Origin of the sequence: Mangrovibacterium lignilyticum (genome assembly GCF_010882175.1) — a bacterium.
GTDB classification, from domain to species: Bacteria; Bacteroidota; Bacteroidia; order Bacteroidales; family Prolixibacteraceae; genus Mangrovibacterium; species Mangrovibacterium lignilyticum.
In genome coordinates this window covers 1,705,737-1,727,770 of record NZ_WKLH01000002.1, presented here as the reverse complement: position 1 = coordinate 1,727,770, position 22,034 = coordinate 1,705,737, and the positions used below count along the sequence as shown (strand labels likewise).

General features: G+C 45.1%; 13 protein-coding genes and 2 tRNA genes. 7 read left to right on the top strand and 8 right to left on the bottom strand.

The annotated features are described in order from the left end of the window. Positions 1-83: 83 nt before the first annotated feature. A tRNA-Trp gene (locus GJV22_RS14035) sits at positions 84-156 on the bottom strand. A gap of 365 nt (positions 157-521) precedes the next feature. Between GJV22_RS14035 and GJV22_RS14030 the strand changes: the two genes are divergently transcribed. Then, a complete protein-coding gene (locus GJV22_RS14030; protein WP_163714663.1) occupies positions 522-1,883 on the top strand; it encodes a rhamnogalacturonidase in 1,362 nt (453 codons plus the stop codon). 510 nt (positions 1,884-2,393) lie between these two features. Here GJV22_RS14030 and GJV22_RS14025 read toward each other — a convergent pair. Beyond that, a tRNA-Ser gene (locus tag GJV22_RS14025) sits at positions 2,394-2,478 on the bottom strand. Between the two features lie 275 nt (positions 2,479-2,753). Between GJV22_RS14025 and GJV22_RS14020 the strand changes: the two genes are divergently transcribed. From GJV22_RS14020 to GJV22_RS14010, 3 genes are all read left to right on the top strand, one after another. Beyond that, the gene (locus GJV22_RS14020; protein WP_163714661.1) at positions 2,754-3,023 is read left to right on the top strand and encodes an HU family DNA-binding protein; all 270 of its coding nucleotides are present in this window, start codon (positions 2,754-2,756) and stop codon (positions 3,021-3,023) included. 87 nt (positions 3,024-3,110) lie between these two features. Beyond that, on the top strand, positions 3,111-3,803 hold the full coding sequence (locus tag GJV22_RS14015) for a TrmH family RNA methyltransferase (protein ID WP_163714658.1): 693 nt from the start codon (positions 3,111-3,113) through the stop codon (positions 3,801-3,803). A gap of 67 nt (positions 3,804-3,870) precedes the next feature. Continuing rightward, positions 3,871-5,802, top strand: a complete 1,932-nt coding sequence (locus tag GJV22_RS14010; RefSeq protein ID WP_163714655.1) for a dipeptidyl-peptidase 3 family protein — start codon at positions 3,871-3,873, stop codon at positions 5,800-5,802. A gap of 404 nt (positions 5,803-6,206) precedes the next feature. Here GJV22_RS14010 and GJV22_RS14005 read toward each other — a convergent pair whose 3' ends face one another. The 3 genes from GJV22_RS14005 to GJV22_RS13995 form a co-directional block, all read right to left on the bottom strand. Beyond that, positions 6,207-8,312 carry an ATP-binding protein gene (locus tag GJV22_RS14005; RefSeq protein ID WP_163714652.1) on the bottom strand — a complete coding sequence of 702 codons (2,106 nt, stop codon included), beginning with the start codon at positions 8,310-8,312 and terminating at the stop codon, positions 6,207-6,209. Between the two features lie 168 nt (positions 8,313-8,480). After that, positions 8,481-8,822, bottom strand: coding sequence for a hypothetical protein (locus GJV22_RS14000; RefSeq protein WP_163714649.1), 342 nt, complete (start codon positions 8,820-8,822; stop codon positions 8,481-8,483). A gap of 186 nt (positions 8,823-9,008) precedes the next feature. Next, positions 9,009-11,087 carry a tetratricopeptide repeat-containing sensor histidine kinase gene (locus GJV22_RS13995; protein ID WP_205461874.1) on the bottom strand — a complete coding sequence of 693 codons (2,079 nt, stop codon included), beginning with the start codon at positions 11,085-11,087 and terminating at the stop codon, positions 9,009-9,011. A gap of 702 nt (positions 11,088-11,789) precedes the next feature. Between GJV22_RS13995 and GJV22_RS13990 the strand changes: the two genes are divergently transcribed. After that, positions 11,790-12,404, top strand: coding sequence for a hypothetical protein (locus GJV22_RS13990; protein WP_163714643.1), 615 nt, complete (start codon positions 11,790-11,792; stop codon positions 12,402-12,404). A gap of 138 nt (positions 12,405-12,542) precedes the next feature. Here GJV22_RS13990 and GJV22_RS13985 read toward each other — a convergent pair whose 3' ends face one another. Then, a complete protein-coding gene (locus GJV22_RS13985; protein ID WP_163714640.1) occupies positions 12,543-14,354 on the bottom strand; it encodes a glycoside hydrolase family 2 protein in 1,812 nt (603 codons plus the stop codon). A 198-nt stretch (positions 14,355-14,552) separates the two neighbouring features. On the opposite strand from GJV22_RS13985, the gene GJV22_RS13980 reads away from it, so the two are divergent. Beyond that, a complete protein-coding gene (locus GJV22_RS13980; protein WP_163714637.1) occupies positions 14,553-15,713 on the top strand; it encodes a helix-turn-helix domain-containing protein in 1,161 nt (386 codons plus the stop codon). A gap of 81 nt (positions 15,714-15,794) precedes the next feature. On the opposite strand, the gene GJV22_RS13975 is transcribed toward GJV22_RS13980, so the two are convergent. Together GJV22_RS13975 and GJV22_RS13970 are read right to left on the bottom strand one after the other, a co-directional pair. After that, positions 15,795-17,777 carry a M1 family metallopeptidase gene (locus tag GJV22_RS13975; RefSeq protein WP_163714634.1) on the bottom strand — a complete coding sequence of 661 codons (1,983 nt, stop codon included), beginning with the start codon at positions 17,775-17,777 and terminating at the stop codon, positions 15,795-15,797. A gap of 155 nt (positions 17,778-17,932) precedes the next feature. Further along, positions 17,933-18,556: a histidine phosphatase family protein gene (locus GJV22_RS13970; protein ID WP_163714632.1), complete on the bottom strand. Its 624-nt coding sequence runs from the start codon at positions 18,554-18,556 to the stop codon at positions 17,933-17,935. Positions 18,557-18,782: 226 nt separating this feature from the next. Here GJV22_RS13970 and GJV22_RS13965 point away from each other — a divergent pair, with 226 nt between their 5' ends. Then, complete coding sequence (locus GJV22_RS13965; protein WP_163714629.1) at positions 18,783-22,034, top strand: S41 family peptidase; 3,252 nt, start codon at positions 18,783-18,785, stop codon at positions 22,032-22,034.

Below are 22,034 nucleotides of genomic sequence, written 5' to 3'. Positions count from 1 at the left end.
AAGATTAAAAAATGTTGTGAAACAATGTAGCGAAATGGCGAGGATATTAAATGAAAAAAGCCGCCTTAAAAAAGCAGCTTTTGCACGGGAGGAGCGACTCGAACGCCCGACACCTGGTTTTGGAGACCAGTGCTCTACCAACTGAGCTACACCCGTTTCTCAATTGCGAGTGCAAATATAATAATAAGTTCTAAACAACCTAAGAAATAATTCCAAATCACACGGATTTTGCTCGATGGTTTCCTTAAGTTTTTGAGAGTCAATTTATCTTTTGGAAACTTTTTTTTGATTCAGTTATTCAGCTTTAGTTCGAAATCGAAGGAAGCTTTATTTTAAGGCTGTTTAAATATTTGAGGAGAAAGTGGATGCCGATTTGTCGGTTTGGTCATTGGGAGCATAGTCGCTGCAAAAATGCAATTTGAGTCGATATTGGCTCCAATTCTTTCAAAGACTGAGAAGTATTGTTATTTTTGCTTCTATCGTATCAACGATACTACTTATTAACTACAATTACTTAAACGATGAGAATTTTGAAAAAATCGACTTTCAAGTCATTTTTTGGCTTTTTAGCTATTGGCCTGACTTTGTCCCTTTCCTCTTGTCAGGAGAAAAAATCAGTAAGCGCTGATGTATTCCCTGATGGAACTCCAATCCCCGAATGGTTTTCAGATACGACCAAGATTGATCCTTCAACATTGGGTAAAATGTATTCGATTGCCGATTTTGGCGCGATTGCTGATGATTCAACCCTGAACACAGCTGCGATTCAACAACTGATTGATTCTGTCTCGGCCAATGGCGGAGGTGTGATCGTTGTTCCTGAAGGAACGTTCCGAAGTGGCGCCATTTTCTTTAAGCCCGGAACGCACTTACATGTTGAAAAAGGTGGTATGCTGAAGGGATCGGATGATATAGCCGATTATCCGATTATGCCGTCACGCATGGAAGGTCAAAACCTGGATTATTTTCCGGCGCTCGTGAATGCATACGAGGTCGACGGATTTACAATTACCGGAGAAGGTACAATTGACGGTAATGGTTTGAAATACTGGGAAGCTTTCTGGCAACGTCGGAAAGAAAATCCTAAATGTACTAACCTGGAGGTATCTCGCCCTCGCCTGGTGTTTATCTGGGGTTGCGACAGTATTCAATTACAGGATGTCAAATTGCACAATTCCGGTTTCTGGACGACCCATCTTTACCAGTGTAACTATGCCAAGTTGCTTAACTTAAATATTTTTGCACCGAAGGAACCAGTTCCTGCGCCTAGCTCAGATGCCTTGGATTTGGATGTTTGTTCTAACGTGTTGGTTAAAGGATGCTATATGTCGGTTAACGATGATGCCATTGCCATGAAAGGCGGCAAAGGTCCCTGGGCGGATGAAGATCCAAACAACGGTCCGAATGAGAATATCCTGATTGAGGATAACACCTATGGCTTTTGTCATTCAACATTTACTTGCGGTAGTGAGTCTGTTCATACCAAAAACGTGTTGGTGCGTAATTGTACCGTTGAAGGTGTGAGCCGAATCATTTTCCTAAAAATGCGCCCCGATACGCCTCAGAAATATGAGTATATTACGATGGAGAATATTTCGGGAACGGCACGTACGGCCATCTATATCCGCCCTTGGCGTCAGTTTTTTGACTTGCAGGGACGCGAGACGCCTCCCATCTCGTCATCAGAAAATATTACTTTCCGGAACTTCAATCTGAAGTGCGAAAAATTCATGGAAGTAGGAATTACTGAATACGACCGTTTGGTCAACATTACACTGGAAGATATGAAAATTGAAGCAGGAAGCGCAGCGCTTGACACGTCATTAATTCAGAATTTAGTTGTGAAGAATGTCATGGTAAACGGAGAACCGTTTTTGCAGTAAGATTAAAGACTAACACACGATACAGAAGGCTGTCCCAAAAGGGCAGCCTTTCTTTTTGTTGCCGTGTTTTGAATGCGGACCTATACTTTCCGGTTTAGGAAGCCCAGAGGGCAGATAAGGGAAGTTGTCGGCATTAACTGGAGAATGGTGCTTTCGTACATAGATCTTCGTCGTATGATCAGCAATTAGTCCTTCACGGCAAGCTCTCGTGGGAACCGGATCGGTTTTGCAGGGACAAGCCTCCGGACAGAGAATTGATCAAAGAATTGAATGTTTATGGTAAATATTGGTGGATGTCGTCAAATCGGCAATTGCTGACCCCGTATCAATATGAAAAGTTAAGTTGAACTTACAGGTAGGGAAAGAGCCTGTTTTTGTGTTTACAGGGCGTTTTAGCGCTTGAATTGGCGAATACCTGTTGTATATTATGTTTTTAGAAAAATCAGAGATATGACTTGCAAATGGGATAAAACAAAAAAAACCGAAGCAATTTGCTTCGGTTTCGTTTCGCGGAGAGAGAGGGATTCGAACCCCCGGATCCGTGAAGATCAACGGTTTTCAAGACCGCCGCATTCGACCACTCTGCCATCTCTCCGTGGTTGTGGCGGCAAAAGTAGACGAAATTTTTAAACTGCAAAAATTTGGACCAAAAAAAATGTATCATTTTCAAAAAAAAAAAATCCTCTTTTGGTTTGCATATTTAAATCTTATTTTAGAATTTTATGAAACTTAAAATTAAAGCAACTGAAAGCATTGATTTTACTGAGGTTTTAGAAGAGGGGGTTGCATAATAGAAGAAATAATGGTAACTATGTCAATAGACAAATAATAATAATCAGTTTATTTTTTTAACCCTAAACATGTTTTCCTATGAACAAAGCTCAATTAATTGACGCCATCGCTGAAAAGGCCGGTTTGACTAAAGCTGACTCAAAAAAAGCGCTTGATGCATTTGTTGCTTCCACTACTGATGCATTGAAAAATGGTGATCGTGTTGCCCTAATCGGTTTCGGATCTTTCTCAGTATCAACACGTAGTGCCAGAACTGGCAGAAACCCACAATCAGGTGCTCCTATTGAAATTCCTGAAAAGAAAGTGGTTAAATTCAAGCCTGGCGCTGAATTAGAAGACGCAATCTAAGATTTTCTAGATAGAAAGAGATTGGAAAGGGAGGCATTTTAGCTTCCCTTTTTTAATTTTGTGCCGTTATCAAACTTGGCTTTAAAAATGGATTATCAACTCATTGAATACCTTTCCGAATTTATCACTCCCGAGCGAAACGACCTGTTTGACCGCGTTCTGGATCAGCGTACCCGTTACCTTACCATTGTACTTGAGAATATCTTTCAGCCGCAAAATGCCAGCGCGGCGATGCGATCGGTAGATTGCTTCGGTTTGCAGGATGCGCATGTGATTGAAAACAGCAACACCTTCGAGGTTGATCGGGAGGTTGCGATGGGAGCTACCAAATGGTTGAATGTAAAAACATATAGCAAAAAGGACGATAACAGCCTCGATGCGATTCGGGCGTTGCGGGACAATGGTTACCGCATTGTGGCAACAACACCACATGAAGGCGATACCAACCTCGAAGATTTTGATCTGCGCAAAGGCAAAGCAGCTTTCTTCTTTGGAACGGAGCTGACCGGAATTTCGGATGTGGTAAAAAACGAGGCTGACGAGTTTTTGAAAATTCCGATGCACGGATTTACTGAAAGCTTCAACATTTCCGTGTCTGCAGCCGTTATTCTACATCATTTGACGTGGAAGTTGCGGAACGATCCAGAAATTGACTGGCATTTGACGAAAGAAGAACGAGCCGCAATAAAGCTGGAATGGTTGCGCCGAAGCATTAAATCGTCAGGCTTAATTGAGGAAAAGTACCAGGCTCGTCAGAAAGAGGAGATGGAGAAAAAGTAGTGGGGTATTTGTCAGGGCTTGCAAACCCGAAAGCCCGAATTTTTAATTTGAAACCCGGAATTTGATTATGAGTGTATTTGTTGAAAAATTTGCCGATATAAAAATATTGCGTTATGAACTGCCCGGCTTCGAAAAGCTGAGCCTGCAGCAAAAACAATACATCTATTACCTGAGTCAGGCTGCGCTGTGTGGCCGCGATATTCTGTTCGACCAGAATAACCGCTGGAACCTGAAGATTCGCCAGTTGCTGGAAACAGTTTACAAGAGCTTTACAGGGAACAGGGACTCGGACGAATTCAAAGCCCTTCACCTTTACCTGAAACAGGTATGGTTTGGCAACGGCATTCATCATCATTATTCAACCGAAAAGTTTAAACCAACGCTGAGCCGAGAGGCGTTTCAGCAACTGTTGGCGCAAGCGGATTTGAGTGAGCTGAGTTTTCAGGATGAATTACCGCACGTGTTGGATGTGATTTTCAATCCGGAACTGGATGCGAAAGGCATCAGCCTCGACAGCAACAGCGACCTGTTGAAAGCTTCAGCCATGAACTATTATCAGGGGGTGGAGCAGCAGGAAGCTGAAGCCTTTTATGAGGCGAAGCGCAAAAGCGTTCCCGAACATGCACCTTCTTTCGGCCTGAATTCAACCTTGGTTAAAGACGGCGGGGAACTGAAGGAAGATGTTTGGCACTGTGGCGGCAAATACGGCAAGGCCATTCAACAAATTGTTGGCTGGTTGAAGAAAGCCGCTCCCTTTGCTGAAAACGACTTGCAGAAAGAGGTGATTGCCAAATTGGTGGCTTATTACGAGAGTGGCGATCTGAAACAGTTCGACGATTACAGCATTGCCTGGACCAATGAGAACGAGGGGCTGGTCGATTTTGTGAACGGTTTTATTGAGATATACGGCGACCCGCTGGGCATCAAAGCCAGTTGGGAGTCGATTGTGAATTACAAGGACCTGGAAGGAACGAAGCGGGCGATTGTTTTATCGGAAAATGCCGGTTGGTTTGAAGCCAATTCGCCGGTCGATCCGAAATTTAAAAAGGCCGAGGTGAAAGGCGTCAGTGCCAAAGTGATTCATGTGGCCATGCTGGGAGGCGATTGTTACCCGGCGACACCAATCGGGATTAACCTGCCGAACTCGGAGTGGATTCGCGAGGAATTCGGTTCCAAATCGGTTACCATCGACAATATTACGCAGGCTTATTTTCAGGATTCGCTGGGCAATGGCATGCTCGAGGAGTTCGCCGCTTCGGAAGCGGAGATTCAAAGGGCCAGGGAGTTTGGGCAATTGGCCGGCAACCTGCACACCGACCTGCACGAGTGCCTGGGGCACGGTTCGGGCCGTATGCAGCCCGGTGTGAAACCGGAAGATCTGAAGAATTACTATTCGACTCTGGAAGAAACACGGGCCGATTTGTTTGCCCTCTACTATATTGCCGACGAAAAGCTGCTTCAGTTGGGGCTGGTTCCATCGGCTGAATCGGGCAAGGCAGAGTATGATGCCTATTTGCGCAATGGTTTGATTACCCAGCTAACGCGTATTGAGCTAGGCAAAGATTTGGAAGAATCGCACATGCGGAATCGGCAGTTGATTACCCGGTGGGCTTTTGAGCATGGCAAAGCCGATGGGGTGGTGGAGCTGATAAAAAAGGATGGCAAAACCGTTGTGCAGATTAACGACTATGCCCGGTTGCGCGAACTGTTCGGACAATTGTTGAACGAAGTGCAGCGCATTAAGTCGGAAGGCGACTACGAAGCCGCAAAAGCCTTGGTTGAGGCCTATGCCGTAAAAATAGACCCCCAGCTACATGGCGAAGTGCTTGAGCGTTTCAAAAAGCTGAATATTGCCCCCTACGCCGGTTTCCTGAACCCCGAACTGAAACTGGTGACCGGCAGCAACGGACAAGTTGCTGATGTTGCCGTGGAGTACCAGTCGGATTATTCCGCGCAAATGTTGCATTACAGCGAAAAATATGGATTTTTGGTCAAGTAATTACGCTTCGCAGATGAATGCCTGATCATGGTTGCTCCTTTGCGCCATGGAACAGAAATGACTTTGTTTGGAAGCATATAGTGTTCGGGAATAATCATTCTGCCTTTGCGCCGAGGCTTGGCGCCACGTGGAATAATAGATATTCTCGAAGGCCGCAATTGTATTCCATCGAGAATCACTATGGTGAGCTATGGAATCGCCTTGCTGACACATGGAACCATAGATATTCCAAACAGCAGAAGAGCTATTCCATAGAGAATATCGATTATTCCAAAGGGAATAGGGAATCTGCCCTCTGGAATGTTCTTGCAGCACAATGGAATAATGATGGTGTGTGATGGGATAGTCCTGGTTCTGCAGATTTAGAACAGCCGGAAAGCTCACGCCGGCCTGAGGGGTGAGGACTAAAGGTCAGACTGAGCCGCAGCTTGTTGTGCTTTCACGGCAGCCAGTTCCTGAAGTTCGTCCGAATACTTAGGGAGGGTGAAACTGAAGGTAGAACCCAGCCCTTCGGTACTGCTTACTTCAATTTTGCCACGCATGATATCACAAAACTCTTTGCAGACAGACAAGCCAAGTCCGCTACTTTTTTCACCATCGGTGCCATAGCGCACATCGTCCTGGTCAAGACTAAACAGTCGCTTTAGTTGCCCGGGGCTGATGCCCAGCCCGGTGTCGCTGATCGAAACACGGGCTTCCGTATCGTTATAGCAATAGGCAATAACAACTTTACCTTCCTGGTGGGTAAACTTCAGCGCGTTATTAATCAGGTTGCGGCAAATGGTACGCACCATATCGCGGTCGGCCCAAAGTAAGCAGTTGCCATCGTTGTTCAAGTCAAGCTTAATTCCTTTTTGTTCGGCAACCGGCAGGTATAGCTCGTAGCATTCATCCAGGATCTCATTCAGATTAATGCGCTGCAATTGAGGTTTTAGTCCGCCCGACTGGCTTTGTGCCCAGTGCAGCAAATTGTCGGTTAGCTCGAGTACCTGTTCGTTTTTCCGGTCCATGTCCTTCGCCATTCGGGTAATGTCTTCGTAGCGGCCATCGCGCAGGTAGAAGTTCAGTAATTGCACAAAGTTTGACACCGACACCAGCGGGCTGCGCAGGTCGTGCGCGATAATGCTGAAGAGCTTGTTCTGGGTATTGACAGCCTTTTGTAATTGCACATTCTGGGAGGTGATCTGTTCTTTTTGGTCGAAGATCAACCGGCTTTGGCGTTGCAGCATGGCGCTCACCTTGCGGTAGTAAAACATGAAATAAATAACCACCGATACCACGAGGGTTAACAGGCCGATGGCCATCCACATGAATTGCTGGCGCTGGCGTTCCAGCAGCAACTCGTCGGCCTGCAACTGGTTTTCTTTGCTTAACAGATCAATTTCAGCATTCTTCTTTTCTGTCTCGTATTTTTTTTCCAGTTCCAATAATTGGTTGGTTAAATCGGTTTGATAGAGGCTGTCTTTTAGGTTCATTAGCCTTGAAGCATAGACTATTGATTCCCGGTAAGCTACTGTGTCTTTTTCCGATTTAGCTTTCAGATAATTACTGAGATATAAATTTTTGTAATTGCCCAGCACTGATTTTGGGTTATTTATCTTTTGAGCAATCTCCAATGCTTTTAGATAGAATTGGTTGGCGACCGAGTAGTTTCCCTGGTCATATTGAATTGCACCGAGTACGCGATAGCAGCGTTCGATGCGCAGTTGATCACCTATTTCAACATATGCCTCGAGTGCCTCGTTGCTATAGCTTGAGGCCTCTTTGTACCTTTGTTGACGGTAGTACAGAGCTCCAAGATTATAAGTTAGTTGGGCCAGTTGTTCTGGTTCATTCAGCTGGATACATTCTTGATAGGCTTTCTGGAAATACTCTTCAGTTTTTGCGTAGTCTTTTTGGTCCGCAAACACATTCCCGTTGTTCATGTAGACCAGGTATTTTTGCCGAGTGGAAAGCTGGTAAAAGAAGTCATGTTCCAGAATTTGGTAATATTTTAGGGCGCTGTCATAATCCTTCATTTTTCGGTGTGTCTGGCCGAGTGTATTAATGAGATTGAAACGTAGATCGAAAGGAGTTGATCTTGTTAAAAATTTCTGAGCCTCCAGTAAATTGGCAATAGCTGGTTTGAAGTCGTAGGATAGCTGTTCTATGGAGGCAATTCTTGTCAGGGCTTTGATTTGCCTCGTTGAATCCGACAGTGCTTCGGCTTCGCGTTTCAGGTCATCCAAAATAATCAAGGCACTGTCTTTATGTCCCAGTTTGTTCAGAAGATCGCTTTCTTCGTAGCGTGATTCCCAGACCAACTGGTCGAGGTTGGCTTTGGCCGCTTCTATACTGATTTGCCGATTTAAAATCAGAGCACTATCCAATTGAGTATCTGCCAATGTCTCAGCTTGCTTGATTAGCTGGTTCAAAATGCTGCTATCAGGCGACATACTTTCTTGTGCACGAATATTTTGGGAGGAAAGCGAGAGCAAAAAGAAGATTAGCATCGTGGCGAACCTAAACATAGCTTACACTGTGTTGAATGATTATGAAAGCATGAAGATACAAAAACAAATTAAGTTCATTTTATCGGAAACTGAGAATGTTGGCTTAATGGAGAATTAATCTGTTTAGTAGAAAGTAAAAAAGGAATTCGATGAATTCCCTTTTACCTCTATTTTGAATAGAATGCTTTAGTTTCCGTCTCCGAAGTCGATATCGGTTTCCTCATCTTCAGGGTCTCCGAATTCTCCTGACTTAGTTTGCTGGACAATGCATTTAACGGTTCCATAGCTGCTGGCGGAAGCATCAATAGCAACTGAGGTAAACAGTACATTCAGCTCCGGCCCGCACATCAGCTGGATGTCGCTTGAAACGCTGACGATAACACCCCAGTATGTTTTCCCGTTTGTAGTAATTGCTTGTTGGTCGATGCTGACAATGTTTTGCGTTTTTGGGCATTGAAATACGGCATCGAGCGTATAGTTACCACTGGTGCCCTTGGTTAGGGCAAGATAAGGTTTGTAAGTCTTCATAAATAAATATTTAATAAATGAGCTTAAAATTAAACTTTGTTAAAAGAATAAACGGTATTTAACCTGTTAAATTATATGAAATATGATGGGGATGTATCAAAATTTCCAAACTCAAAGTTGGTGAACGATACTTTGTTGCGGAATTCGGAGAATCGGTTTTCAGTTATCGGTGATCCTTTTTCGGGCTTAGTCCGGAATGTCCAAAGCAGCCAGTTCCTTCAATTCGTCGGCATACAAGGGCATCGTGAACGTAAAGGTGCTGCCGGTGTTTTCCTGACTTCGAACACTGATTTTTCCGTGCAGGATTTCGCAGAACTCTTTACAAACCGACAGTCCCAGGCCACTGCTTCTTTCGCCGTCTGTTCCGTTGCGCACGTCTTCTTTACTCACGTTAAACAAGCGCTTTTGCCGGTCGGGGCTGATACCCATCCCGGTATCGCTTACCGAAACCCGGGCTTCTGTTTTGGTGCAACTGTAGTTCAAACGGACGGTTCCTTTTTGAGGCGTAAACTTTAGCGCATTGTTAATCAGGTTGCGGCAAATGGTGCGCACCATATCGCGGTCGGCCCAAAGCAGGCAGTTCCCCTCTGCCTCCAGTTCAAGACTGATTTCCTTTCGCTCGGCAACCGGAAGATACAGTTCGTAGCATTCGTCTAAAATTTCATTCAGGCTAATATGTTGCAGGACTGGAGTCAGCCCTCCGGATTGACTTCTGGCCCAATTCAGCAAATTGTCGGTCAATTCCAGAACCTGATCGTTTTTTCGATCCATTTCCTTCGCCATCCTGGTAATCTTATCGTAACGACCGTCTGCAATGTAATAGTTCAGCAGACGCACAAAGTTGTTAACCGAAACCAACGGGCTTCGCAGGTCGTGGGCAATAATACCAAACAGTTTGTTTTGCGTGTTAACCGCTTTTTGAAGCTGTATGTTTTGGTCGGTGATTTGCTCTTTCTGGTCGAAAATTAACCGGCTCTGACGTTTTAGCTGGTCGTTCACGCGTCGGAAGTACACCATGAAATAGACCACCACGCCGATGATAATGGTCATCAGGGCAATAACGATCCACATAAATCTGCGCTGTTGTTGTTCCAGTATGAGTTCGTCGGCCTGTAGCTGGTTGTCTTTCTCCAGCATGGTAATTTTCGCATTCTTTTTTTCCGTTTCGTATTTTTTTTCCAGTTCCAATGCTTGGTTAGCCAGATTTGACTGGTAGAGGCTGTCCTTCAGGTTTGCCCACATCTTGTGGAACTTCCAGGCCTTTTCGTATTTCGCGGTATCGGCGGTCGACTTGCCCCAGGCCCGGTAGTTCATGGCCAGGTTAAGGTAATTGCCGATCAACGAGTTTCGGTTGTCAATTTCGTTTGCGATTTGAAGTGCTTTAAGGTAATATTTTTCAGCAGCCTGAAAATTTCGGAAACGATATTGCAGGGCTCCCAAAAGTCGGTAACAGAACTCGATATAGACTTTATTGCCAATGACGGTGTAACTCTTCAGTGCTTTTTCTGCAAATTTTGTGGCTTGAATGTTCTTCCGTTGTTTGAAATAGAGATTGCCTAGGTTGTAGGTAATAAGAGCGAGATTTGCACTGTCGTCGATCTTTTGAATTTCGGCATAGGCCTTTAAATATAACTCTTCGGTTTTGGCATAATCTTTCGTCTCCAAATAAACATTCCCGATGTTCATAAATACCAGGAACCGATCAAAATCATTCAGCTGGTAAAAGAAATCTGTTTCCAATAGTCTGTAATACTTCAATGCAGAAGTGTAGTCCTTCATTTTCTTGTGCACCTGCCCCAGCGTGTTTAATACGTCGAACCGGAGGGGAAAAGGCGTCGAATTGGTCATCAGCTTTTGTGCGTCCAGTAAGTGAATGATTGCCCGTTCGAATTCGTAATTATCAGCATAGTAATCGGCCAGTTTAATTAACACCTTCAGTTGGTAGGCACTGTCTCGCTGTGCTGCAATTTCACGATAGGTATCCTGAAGAATCAGCAGTGCGCTGTCTTTTTTTCCCAGATCGGAATAGGTTGCCCCGGCTTTCATCTTAGCCTCCCAGTTCAGCTGTTGGTAGCCGGCTTTTTCTGTGTCTTTAGCGATGTTCAGATAAAGGATAAGTGCGCTGTCGAGTTTGGAATTGGCAATGGAATTGGCTTGTTCTACTAATGCCCGGTAGTCTGCAGTATCTCTAATATCCTGGCTTTTTGAAGCCAGACTGAGCATTGTTAAAAGTAAAAAAATAAGTACAGGGGGATACTTGAACATTGGGGCTGCTTGTTGAAAACGGTTTTGAAAATTGAATATACAAAAATCTAAGCAGTTCAATAGCCGAAGGAGAAGATTTATGATTCTTCAGATCGTGTGATGACCGGAAGTGATTTTTGGTGAGTATAAAATAGAAGAGGAGTTCATCGAACTCCCCTTCTACATCTTTGGATTAATTTTTACCGCCATCACCAGTATCCGTGTCCGGATCTTCGTCATCATCTGTTGGTTGCGGAATTGGCGCCTTGTAGTTGTTTGATGCTGATGCGTAGAATCTGTAATCTCTAATCATAAGATTTGTTTTAGGGTGAATAAATAGATCGTTGGCTTTTTTTACGCAACGAAAATGCCTGTTAATGTTAATCGACGATGCTTGAAAAAGCGTTTCTAGGTCGATTCCTATAAAGATAAGTTATTTGTTATTCATTAGAACAATAATCGTGCAAATGTTAAGCCGATAATGTGCAAGTAACTTGTTTGGGTTTTCATTCGGGTGAAACGGGAGAGCGTTAATTTAAATCGTAAGCAATTGATTGTTAAAATTTAATTTTCAATTGATAAGATCGTATATTAGATGATTGATCGAAGGGATGGATTTTATTTCTATAATCGAAAGTTCACAAATGGTCGCTGTTCTGTACATTTTTGTTTCGGAATATCGACCGGATATACATTCTGTTTATTAACTAAAATCGTTTTGCCATGAAAACAATCTCGAAGTATTCCGCTGTTTTTTTACTGTTTCTGGTCTGTTCGTGCATTGTCGTTTCATACCACCCCTTGTACACGGAGAAGGATTTATTTGCGAACGACCTGTTGTTGGGGAGTTGGCTTGAAGATGACAGTACGGTTTGGCAATTTTCCTTTGACTTTAAAGGAGAAGCTGTTCCCGAAAATGTGGACAGCACGGCGTACTTGTTGCGACTGAGCGGAAAAGGAGAAACGGAGCTGTCAGCATCCAGTTTCAAAGTTCACTTGATTAAGCTGGAAGGACAGTATTTCCTTGATTTCTTTCTGCAAGAATACCGAAGCTCAGCTGATAACGGACCTGATTTTTTTGATCTGCATGTGGTGCCGGTCCATAGTTTTGCTTGCCTGGACTTGACAGGTGAACAGGCTGTAATTCGTTGGTTCGATCCCGGATGGTTGGAGGATCTGGCAAAAAAAGGGGAGTTGGATATAAAATATGAGGTGGAAGATGGAAACTACCTGTTGACGGCATCGACGGAGGAATTGCAGAAATTTGTCGTCAAATACAGCAAAGACCCGGAAGCGCTTGATGACGGGCTATTTGCCAGTCTGAAAAAATTGGAATAGGGGATTGGGTTACAGGTTTTGTGTGGCCTGTTAGTCTCCTGTTTTGAATGAAAAATGGCTGACACCATAATTAATAAGGTGCCAGCCATCAAATGGGGTATCTTCCTAACGGTGATTTTAGTTCACCGGAAGATCTATTTATTTCACGGCTTCTCTCTTTTGCTCGTAGTATTTCTGCAGCACAAAGAACGCTTTCTTCTTTTGGCCGGTTTCCGATATCAGGCCTTTTCTATTCCAGCCATCCTGTACATTGGGTAACTGGCGCAATGGCGATTGGAAGTCCGCCAAAATCCAGGGGGTCATTCCCGATAAGCCCGGAACACGCTCAAACATGTCAATATTTTCTTTGTACATATAGGCCTGGTATTCTTCGCTCCAGCGGGTTGTCGAGTCAGCATGGAAACCCTGGATCGCACCGCCGCCAAATTCACTGATGATAACCGGTTTGTCGTAGGCGATAATGAAAGTCTTCTTGCGGCTTTCTTCCGGAGCACCACCGTACCAACCAATGTATTCGTTGAAACTGACGATATCCAGTTTCTCAGCGATTGGGTCACTCACCAGGTAATCGTTGTCGGGATGTCCGTCAACAGCTAAATCTTTTTTGCAGGCCGCACTCAGCAAGCGGGTCGAATCGAGCTCACGAACATAGTCGGCAACCGAACCCAGAAATTTGTTGCGGGAGTCGCCCGGAGTGGTTTCGTTGGCAATACTCCAGATAATAGTCGCGGCCCGGTTTTTATCACGGCGAATGACTTCGGCATACTGGCGCTTGGCATTTTCGAGTACCGACTCGCTTTGCCAGTTAATTCCCCAATACAGCGGCAGCTCTTCCCAAAGCAGAATTCCCAGTTGGTCCGCCATGCGAACAATGTTTTCCTGATGTGGGTAATGTGCCAGACGGGCAAAATTACATCCCAGTTCTTTGGCCCATCCCAACAGTAGTTTGGCGTCATCAACCGAATGAGCTCGGTCGGCACGGATCGGGTTTTCATCGTGAATGGAGATACCGCGCAGGAAGATTGGCTGGCCGTTCAGCAAAATTTGTTTGCCTTTGGTTTCAATGGTACGGAAGCCAACCTGATCCGACAGCTCGTCCTCGCCGGCAGACAGCGTGATGGTGTATAATTTGGGATTTTCGGGGCTCCACAAATCCAGCTTTTTTGATTTGAAACTGAAGGTTCCTTTTCCGTTGTCACCAATTTGAACCATTTGCTCCAGTCCCAGTTCAGGAATGGAAACACGAGCTTCAGCCGGTAGCTGGTCTCCGTTTAAAGTCAGCTCGCCTTCAATCTCTTTTTCTTTCGCGGCAACGGTTTCTTTTTTTAGCGACACCGTAAAATCGTCAATAAATGTTTGCGGAACTTCTACCAGTTTTACATCGCGGGTAATTCCACCGTAATTGTACCAGTCGGTCACCATGCCCGGAATGTAATCGGGTTCACGGCGATTATTCACACCCAGAATCACAAAGTTGTCCTTTTCTTTAATCAGGTCTGTTACCTCGAAGCTGAAAGGTGTGAACCCGCCTTCGTGCTCGCCCAGTCTTTTGCCGTTAAAAGAGTATTGCGTTTTATAGTTGGCTGCCCCCACGTAAATAAACACCCGTGAGTTTTTCAATTTCGGTTGGAAGACGAAGGTTTTGCGGTACCACATGCTTCCTTCGTAATAGTACAATTCATCTTTCTGTGCATTCCACGATCCCGGCACCCAAAGGCTTTGTGCATCGTCGAAACTGTATTCCACCCGGTCGGTTTTGTCTTTCGGTTTCTTGTTTTCATACAAAGGCGAAAAGCCGATGGCGCCGGTGCTGTACTGGTCGATGATGTATTTCCATTTGCCGCCGAGACTGGTATTGGTCCGGCTGTTGACATTGGTGATGAAGTTCGGTTGGGCTTGTGTCAGTAAACTGCCCAGCATCAAGATCAGGAAAAAGAGCTTTGTTTTCATTTTATCAGTTTTATATAAGGAACGACTATTTGAGTTTTTGAGAATCGGTTTGACTGGTTTTCTGCTTCAATGCAGGTTTTTACAAATGAATGTTCTCAAATTCTAGATTAAAGCAAGTAAATTTAACGCAGAATCGTACTTTTAACGTCCGTTTAACGGTACTTGAAACGGTTAAATTCGATAGTCAACTCTTTTGAAATGAACGATCTTGATCATATAGCGAAAAAAAGGCTGCTGGAGCATGTCTTGTCGACCAGCACTTTTGCCAAGTCGCCGACAAGTAGTGTTTTGCTCGAATACCTGGTTAATTCGACCTTGGCCGGAGCCGATTTGAAGGAGACCAGCATTGGGGTTGATCTGCTTGGTGATAAGTTTGACGCGGAAAGTGGGAATGCGCGTATTCGGGTAAATATTTACAATTTGCGCAAGAAGCTCGACAATTACTATGAGGATGAAGGGGCCGAAGATGCCTGGCGGATGGTGATTGAAAAAGGGCAGTACCGGGTGGATTTTGTGCCAAACAAAATTGAAAAACCGGTTCGGAATCGCAGGCGTTTTTTAGTGCCAATCTTGCTCTCTGCTTTATTGCTTTCGTGGCTGATATTTTTCTTGGTGAACAGGCCGGAACCGGCACCATTTTTTTGGAAAGGCTTCTTCGATAACGATGCTTCCACCAGTTTGGTTATCGGTGACTCGTATGGATTGATGGGCGAATTGGCAACGGGAACACACGGCTGGTTTCGCGATTACAACATTAACAGTCTGGATGAAGTGTATGCTTTCCTGGAAAAACATCCCGAGCTAAAGAATCAGGTTGAGCCCGCCAATTATTTTTATACAACCGGCATGGCTGCCTTTGCAACCAAAGAATTAGCCGCGCTTTTTCAGCGAAATGAAGCTGATTTTACCATTCGTTTCTCATCGAATTCAAGCTACTCAGATATTATTGAGGGCAACTCAATTTATGTGGGGCCGCTGAAAAACGAGAATAAGTTTATTCGTCTTTTTAATGAAGGCAATCGGGCCTTCAACCTTCAGGGCAATCGACTGCAGTTTTCAGGTGATTCCATTCAGCCACAACAGGAATTTAACCTGTCGACTGAAGGGCTGGTCTCTGAATATGCGATAGTCAGTCGTATGAGCGGACCCAAGCAGACCGCTCGTTTCCTGTTTTTCTCCGATCACGATATTGGCGTGAAAGCGACGGTTGAATATTTCACCAATGCAGATTCAGCGCAGGCTTTTGCCACTCGTTATTTCGACGGGCGTGATGCTTCGTTTACAGCGGTTTTTGAAACTCGTGGTGTTGAGCGCAATCGACTGAAATTAAATCCGGTATTGGTTTCAGAGATACATTGAGCGGAACAACTAACGATTAAATGAAAAGAGGCAGCCTCGTTTGGAAGCTACCTCTATCTATTTCGAATGGATTGTTGCGATCTATTTTTTACTTAGTGAATGTCCATCGGCGCGCCAGTGGTTGTTACTATCATCAATGTCGGGTAGTTGCATGTCGGGATCAACATCAACCGAAATAATTTTGCTTTTCGAGGCGAACGGATACACATAAGGACTTCCTTTTTGCCAAACTTCAACCGGCAGTTCAACAACCGTTTCCGTTCCGTTTTCCTCTTTGATCTTCAGTTTGACCGGCATCACCATTTGTTGCAGGTTTTTCAGCGTTATTTTTGCGCCTTTCGCTGGTGCATCTTCCGTATATTCGACCTTGGTCACTGCCTGATCGAGTGTCCATGTTTGGTAATACCAGGCATTCCAAAACCAGTTCAGATCTTCACCGGCAGCATTATTCATGAGTCGGAAAAAGTCATTTGGAGCCGGGTGTTTAAAAGCCCATTGGCGGATAAACTCGCGGAAAGCATAATCAAAACGGTCGGTGTCTAAAATGTATTCGCGGGCAATCACCAATCCCAGAGCCGATTTATAATAACTGAGCGTGTGCGAATATTTCTGTTGCAGCACATCGGGAAGGTTAGCCAGGCTTTCAGCATCCGGGCGAATCATGTACGGGACAATGTCGCGAGCCGGGTTCTTACCTTCCGGGTCGTATTCGCCATCTCGTTTGGGGGCAAATTCGCCGTTGTTAAAATCATCCTGCGCATAAATGTCGATGAAAGTGTTGAAGCCTTCGTCGATAAAAGCATGGCGACGTTCGTTCGATCCCACAATCATGGGGAACCAGTTGTGCCCGATTTCGTGAGCGGTGACAAAATAAGTTACCTTGGCTGAGTTGAATTTCCAGCTGCAAAAACACAGGCCGGGGTATTCCATTCCGCCTACTGGACCGGCAATGTTAATGGCTACCGGGTATGGGTAGGGGAACCACCACGACGAGAAGTGTTCGATGGAGTGTTTCAGGTACTCCGTTGAGCGGGACCAGGCCGAGTCGCCAACACTTTCGATTGGGTAAACCGACATGGCCAAAGCTGTTTTCCCTTCCGGGAGATCTATTTTTGCAGCATCCCACACATAGGCTTTTGAGGCAGCCCACGCGACATCGCGGCTGTTAGTCATGGTGAATTTCCAGCATCGTTTTTCGGTGCCTTGAGGCCGCGCTGATTTTGTTCCCACTTCGTCCGGGGTAATAATAAACTGAGTCGCGTCGGTTGTCCTGGCTTTTTGCAAACGGTTAACTTGCTTTTTGGTCAGCACCTCTTCCGGGTTTGTCAACTCGCCCGAGCCAACAACAATCAGATCGGCAGGCAAGGTGATCTCGTAGTTGAAATCGCCATACTCGCAATAGAACTCACCGGCTCCCTGGTAAGGAAGGGTGTTCCATCCCCGAATATCATCGTACACGCACATCCGCGGATACCATTGGGCAACATCGTAAATGGTTCCGTTTTTGGTTGCTGCCAGGCCGGTGCGAAACTGGGTGTTGCTTATTTTGAAAGAGTATTGAAAGCTAAGCTGAATACCACCGCCTTTTGCGGGTACAGGTTCATTCAGCCTGATTTGCATGCGGGTGTCGTCAACTAAGTAATCTGCAGGAATTGATTCTGTTTTCCGCACTACGTTGATTTCGTCAAACTGAAAACCACCGGCGTCGGTTTTTGCGCTCTGGCTGAAACTTCCGCGCGAGCCTTCCTGAAATAAGTTCTGTCCCAGTTCGAGCCACAAATACGATAGCTGATCCGGGCTGTTATTCGTGTACGTCAGGATCACGCTTGCTTTAATCTCATGGTTTGTTGTGTCCAGCTCAGCCTTAATCTGATAATCGGCTTTATTTTGCCAGTAGTTTGCGGCCGGAATACCACTTGCACTGCGATAGGGTGATTCCGGGTAAGTCATCAGGTTGGGATTGAATGCCTGGTGTTGATCAAAGACAGCGCTGTTTTGCGCAATGAGTTTGGATGCGCCTGAGAAAAAAAACAGGGCCGTTACCAGAAGAAATAGATGCTTCATGAATCAGGGGTTAAAGGTGAATGGTTTGTTGTGATATTGGTTTTTTAAGTCGGTTAATTGGTCACCAACTTTCCCGAATAATTACAAAAAAGGGAATGAAATTTTCATGCAATTTCATTCCCTTTAATCGGTCTGTTCTATTTTAAACGAATACGTTACAATTGCCAGTCGCTCGTGTTTTTGCCATTGGCTTCTACAGTAACCAGCTTCGTGTGGTCGGCCAGGTTGCGGACAATGGTTTTTACAGTTCCGTCGGGATACAATTCAAAACGACTGATGGACGTGTTTTTCGGAGCTTCCCAGTTGTAGTACTCCGAATTGTTGAGGCCGTTTAGTACGGTCCAGTAGGCCCGAATCAAACCGCCATGGCTCATGGCCATTACTTTTTGTCCTTCGTGTTTTTCGTGCAGGATGGCGATGAATTTCTTGGCCCGTTCAATCAAATCGTCGCTGGTTTCGGCTCCTTCCGGAAGGTCCAAGTCTTTCCAGTTTTTGGGGAATGGTTTTCCTTGCCAGGCGGCCAGGTAGCGTTCACGCAACAGCGGTTCGGGAATAATTTCATTCTCCGGATGAAATTTGGTAATCTCTGCCGTGGTTTTCATCGTCCGCAGCAAATCGCTGGAATAAACGACGTCAAACTGTTCCTCTTTTAAATACTCACCAACAGCCTTGGCTTGTAAAATTCCTTCTTCGTTGAGGGTTCCCGGTGTTTGTCCCTGACAAATGCCTTGCGCGTTCTCCACCGTTTCTCCGTGTCTGATCAACCAAAATTCAATCATTGTTTATCTTTTGTTTTCTGATTAACTTCTAGCATTCTATTGAATGTGCGGCAAAGTTGCAAAATCATCAGCCAAAAGATGTGCGCAGAACGCCCCCGAAACTTATTCTTTGCATTCATTTAATGTGATTTTCCAGCTACTTAACTGTAATTTATCGGCAGTTTGTCTACATATAGCTTAAAGAAGGTCAAAATTGATTTTAACAATTATCACAAAATAGATTCCTATGATTAAACGATGTTTAGTTTTCTTACTCACGTTCCTTTCGATGGCGGTGGTGAGCCATGCCGCTGATCAGGAAGCCCGGTTATTGCGGTTTCCCGCGATAATGGGCAATCAAATTGTGTTTACCTATGCCGGTGATTTGTACACCGTTCCGGCGGATGGCGGAACAGCCCGAAAGCTGACCTCCGATATTGGCTATGAAATGTTTGCCAGGTTTTCACCCGATGGAAAAACCATTGCTTTTACAGGGCAATATGATGGCAATACCGAAGTGTTTACAATTCCTGCCGAAGGTGGTGCTCCGCAACGGTTGACGTATACTGCAACGCTTGATCGCGATTTGGTGTCGGACCGCATGGGGCCAAACAACATTGTGATGGCCTGGTCGCCCGATGGAAAAGAGATTGTTTACCGGTCGCGGAAGCAAAGTTTCAACTCCTTCAAAGGGCAGCTTTTTAAAGTGTCGGCAACAGGTGGACTTTCAGCGGAACTGCCTTTAGCTGAAGGTGGTTTTTGCAGCTTCTCGCCCGATGGTGAAAAGTTGGCTTTCAACCGGGTGTTCCGTGAATTCCGTACCTGGAAATATTACAAAGGCGGAATGGCTGACGATGTTTGGACCTTTGATTTTAAGTCGAAGGAAATAAAGAATGTCACCAACAATGATGCGCAGGATATTTTCCCCATGTGGGCGGGCGACGAGATTTTCTTCTTGTCGGATCGTGACCGCACGATGAACATTTTTGTGTACAACACGAAAACCGGAACAACCGAAAAGGTCACCAATTTTGATACCTACGATGTGAAATTTCCATCAATTGGTGGCGACGAGATCGTGTTTGAGAATGGTGGTTACATCTATAAAATGAATGTGACGGATAAAACGCCGGTGAAAGTTCCGGTGTATATCAACAACGACTTTTTGTATGCCCGCAATGAATGGAAAGACGCTTCGAAACAAATTTTTAATGTCGATGCTTCGCCTGATGCCGAACGAATGCTGTTTAGTGCGCGTGGTGATGTGTTCAGTGTTCCGGCCGACAAAGGATTAACTGAAAACCTGACTCAAACAACCGGAGTACACGAACGCGAAGCGACCTGGTCGCCCGATGGTAAATATATTGCCTACCTGTCGGATGAGACCGGTGAATTTGAAGTGTACATGAAGGAAGCCAAAATAGGAGCCACGGCCATTCAACTGACGGATGGTGCTGACACTTATAAATTTACCCTGGAGTGGTCGCCCGACAGCAAAAAGATCATGTGGGCGGATCGGAAATTGCGCCTGAAGTACGTCGATGTTGAAAGCAAAAAGGTGACAACAGCGTACGAATCGGAATACGGTCAGATCAGAGCGTACAACTGGTCACCCGACAGCAAGTGGATTGTTTTCAGTAAGCCGACCGACAATGATTTTTCGACCGTTTCAGTTTATAACCTCGACACCAAAGACGTTAACGATGTAACTGACAACTGGTACGACAGTGGTTCTCCAAATTTCTCGGCCGATGGGAAATACATTGTTTTCGTTTCCGAACGCGACTTCAACCCAACGTATAGCCATACCGAATGGAATCATTCTTATTCGGACATGTCACGCGTTTACTTAGCGATTTTGTCGCAAGAGACGACTTCTCCTTTTGCACTGGAAAACGACACCGTGAAGGTGGAAGAAGAAGGCTCGGCCGATAAAAAAGAAGACAGTAAAGAGTCAGCAAAAGCGGCTGATAAAACGGTGAAAATCGACTTCGACGGACTTAAAGACCGCATCGTTTCGTTGCCCGTAAAAGCGTCGGGGTATTACAATGTGCAGTTGGTTAACGACAAGGTTTACTATACGGAATACAGCAACGGACGGCAGACCAAGATGTACGATTTGAAGGATAAGAAAGAAACTGAGCTCGGGAAATTCACTTACGGAATTACAGCCAACAAGAAAAAAATGATTGTGCGTGAGGGCGGTAAGTATAGCGTTATTCCGTTGCCTTCAGGACCGGTGAAAGTGGATGAAACAGTCGATCTGTCGAACATGAAAGTATGGGTGGATTACCAAAAAGAATGGAAACAGATTTACGATGAAAGCTGGCGACAAATGCGCGATTTCTTTTACGTGGAGAACATGCATGGTTTGGATTGGAAAGCGATGCACGACAAATATTCAGTCTTGGTTCCCTTTGTTCGCCACCGCGATGATTTGACTTACCTTATTGGTGAATTAATTGGTGAGTTGAATGTTGGACACGCCTATGTGCAGAGCGGCGAACGCCCGAAACCGGAGCGTATTAAAACAGGTTTGTTAGGCGCAAAAATTGGTGCCGATGCTTCGGGCTATTTCAAAATTAACGAGATTTTGAAGGGAGCCAACTGGGACAAAAAGTTGCGTTCGCCATTAACCGAAGTTGGTGTGGACGCCAAAGTTGGTGAATACATTGTGGCGGTGAACGGCATTAGCACAAAAACGACCAACGACTTGTATGCGATGTTGGTTGGCAAGGCCGATCAGGAAGTTGAACTCAGTTTGAACAGCAAAGCCAGCGAAGAAGGAGCACGCAAGGTATTAGTGAAACCAATTGCTGATGAAGCGGAATTGTATTATTACAACTGGATTCAAACCAACATTGAGAAAGTCAGCAAAGCGACAAACGGAGAAGTGGGGTACATCCACATTCCCGATATGGGGCCTGAAGGCTTAAACATGTTTGCCCGTTTGTTCTATCCGCAGTTAAATAAGAAAGGCTTGATTATTGACGACCGCGGAAATGGCGGCGGAAATGTTTCGCCAATGATTCTTGAACGTCTGCAACGCGAAGTTCAGCGGCAGAACACCCGCAGGAACTACAAACATCCAACGCCGGTGCCAACCAAGATGATGGTAGGGCCCAAAGTTCTGTTGATCGACAAATACTCCGCGTCGGATGGTGACTTGTTCCCCTATGGTTTCAAACATTACAAGCTCGGACCGGTTATCGGTACGCGCAGTTGGGGTGGAGTTGTAGGGATCAGCGGATCGTTGCCCTTTGTTGATGGCGCTGATTTGCGGAAACCCGAGTTTGCCTCTTTCTCTTCCGAAGAAAGTAAATGGATTATTGAAGGACATGGCGTTGAACCCGACATGGTGCAGGATAATGATCCGTACCAGGAATACATGGGTAACGATGCCCAGTTGAATAAAGCCATTGAGCGAATCAACGAAAAAGTAAAAACCGAATACAAGCCACTACCGGCTATTCCGGAGGCACCGGATAAAACGAAATAG

Bases quoted from the DNA above. Each gene is read 5' to 3' on its own strand.
- GJV22_RS14030 (WP_163714663.1), top strand. From the start codon at position 522: ATGAGAATTTTGAAAAAATCGACTTTCAAGTCATTTTTTGGCTTTTTA.
- GJV22_RS14020 (WP_163714661.1), top strand. From the start codon at position 2,754: ATGAACAAAGCTCAATTAATTGACGCCATCGCTGAAAAGGCCGGTTTG.
- GJV22_RS14015 (WP_163714658.1), top strand. From the start codon at position 3,111: ATGGATTATCAACTCATTGAATACCTTTCCGAATTTATCACTCCCGAG.
- GJV22_RS14010 (WP_163714655.1), top strand. From the start codon at position 3,871: ATGAGTGTATTTGTTGAAAAATTTGCCGATATAAAAATATTGCGTTAT.
- GJV22_RS14005 (WP_163714652.1), bottom strand. From the start codon at position 8,312: ATGTTTAGGTTCGCCACGATGCTAATCTTCTTTTTGCTCTCGCTTTCC.
- GJV22_RS14000 (WP_163714649.1), bottom strand. From the start codon at position 8,822: ATGAAGACTTACAAACCTTATCTTGCCCTAACCAAGGGCACCAGTGGT.
- GJV22_RS13995 (WP_205461874.1), bottom strand. From the start codon at position 11,087: ATGTTCAAGTATCCCCCTGTACTTATTTTTTTACTTTTAACAATGCTC.
- GJV22_RS13990 (WP_163714643.1), top strand. From the start codon at position 11,790: ATGAAAACAATCTCGAAGTATTCCGCTGTTTTTTTACTGTTTCTGGTC.
- GJV22_RS13985 (WP_163714640.1), bottom strand. From the start codon at position 14,354: ATGAAAACAAAGCTCTTTTTCCTGATCTTGATGCTGGGCAGTTTACTG.
- GJV22_RS13980 (WP_163714637.1), top strand. From the start codon at position 14,553: ATGAACGATCTTGATCATATAGCGAAAAAAAGGCTGCTGGAGCATGTC.
- GJV22_RS13975 (WP_163714634.1), bottom strand. From the start codon at position 17,777: ATGAAGCATCTATTTCTTCTGGTAACGGCCCTGTTTTTTTTCTCAGGC.
- GJV22_RS13970 (WP_163714632.1), bottom strand. From the start codon at position 18,556: ATGATTGAATTTTGGTTGATCAGACACGGAGAAACGGTGGAGAACGCG.
- GJV22_RS13965 (WP_163714629.1), top strand. From the start codon at position 18,783: ATGATTAAACGATGTTTAGTTTTCTTACTCACGTTCCTTTCGATGGCG.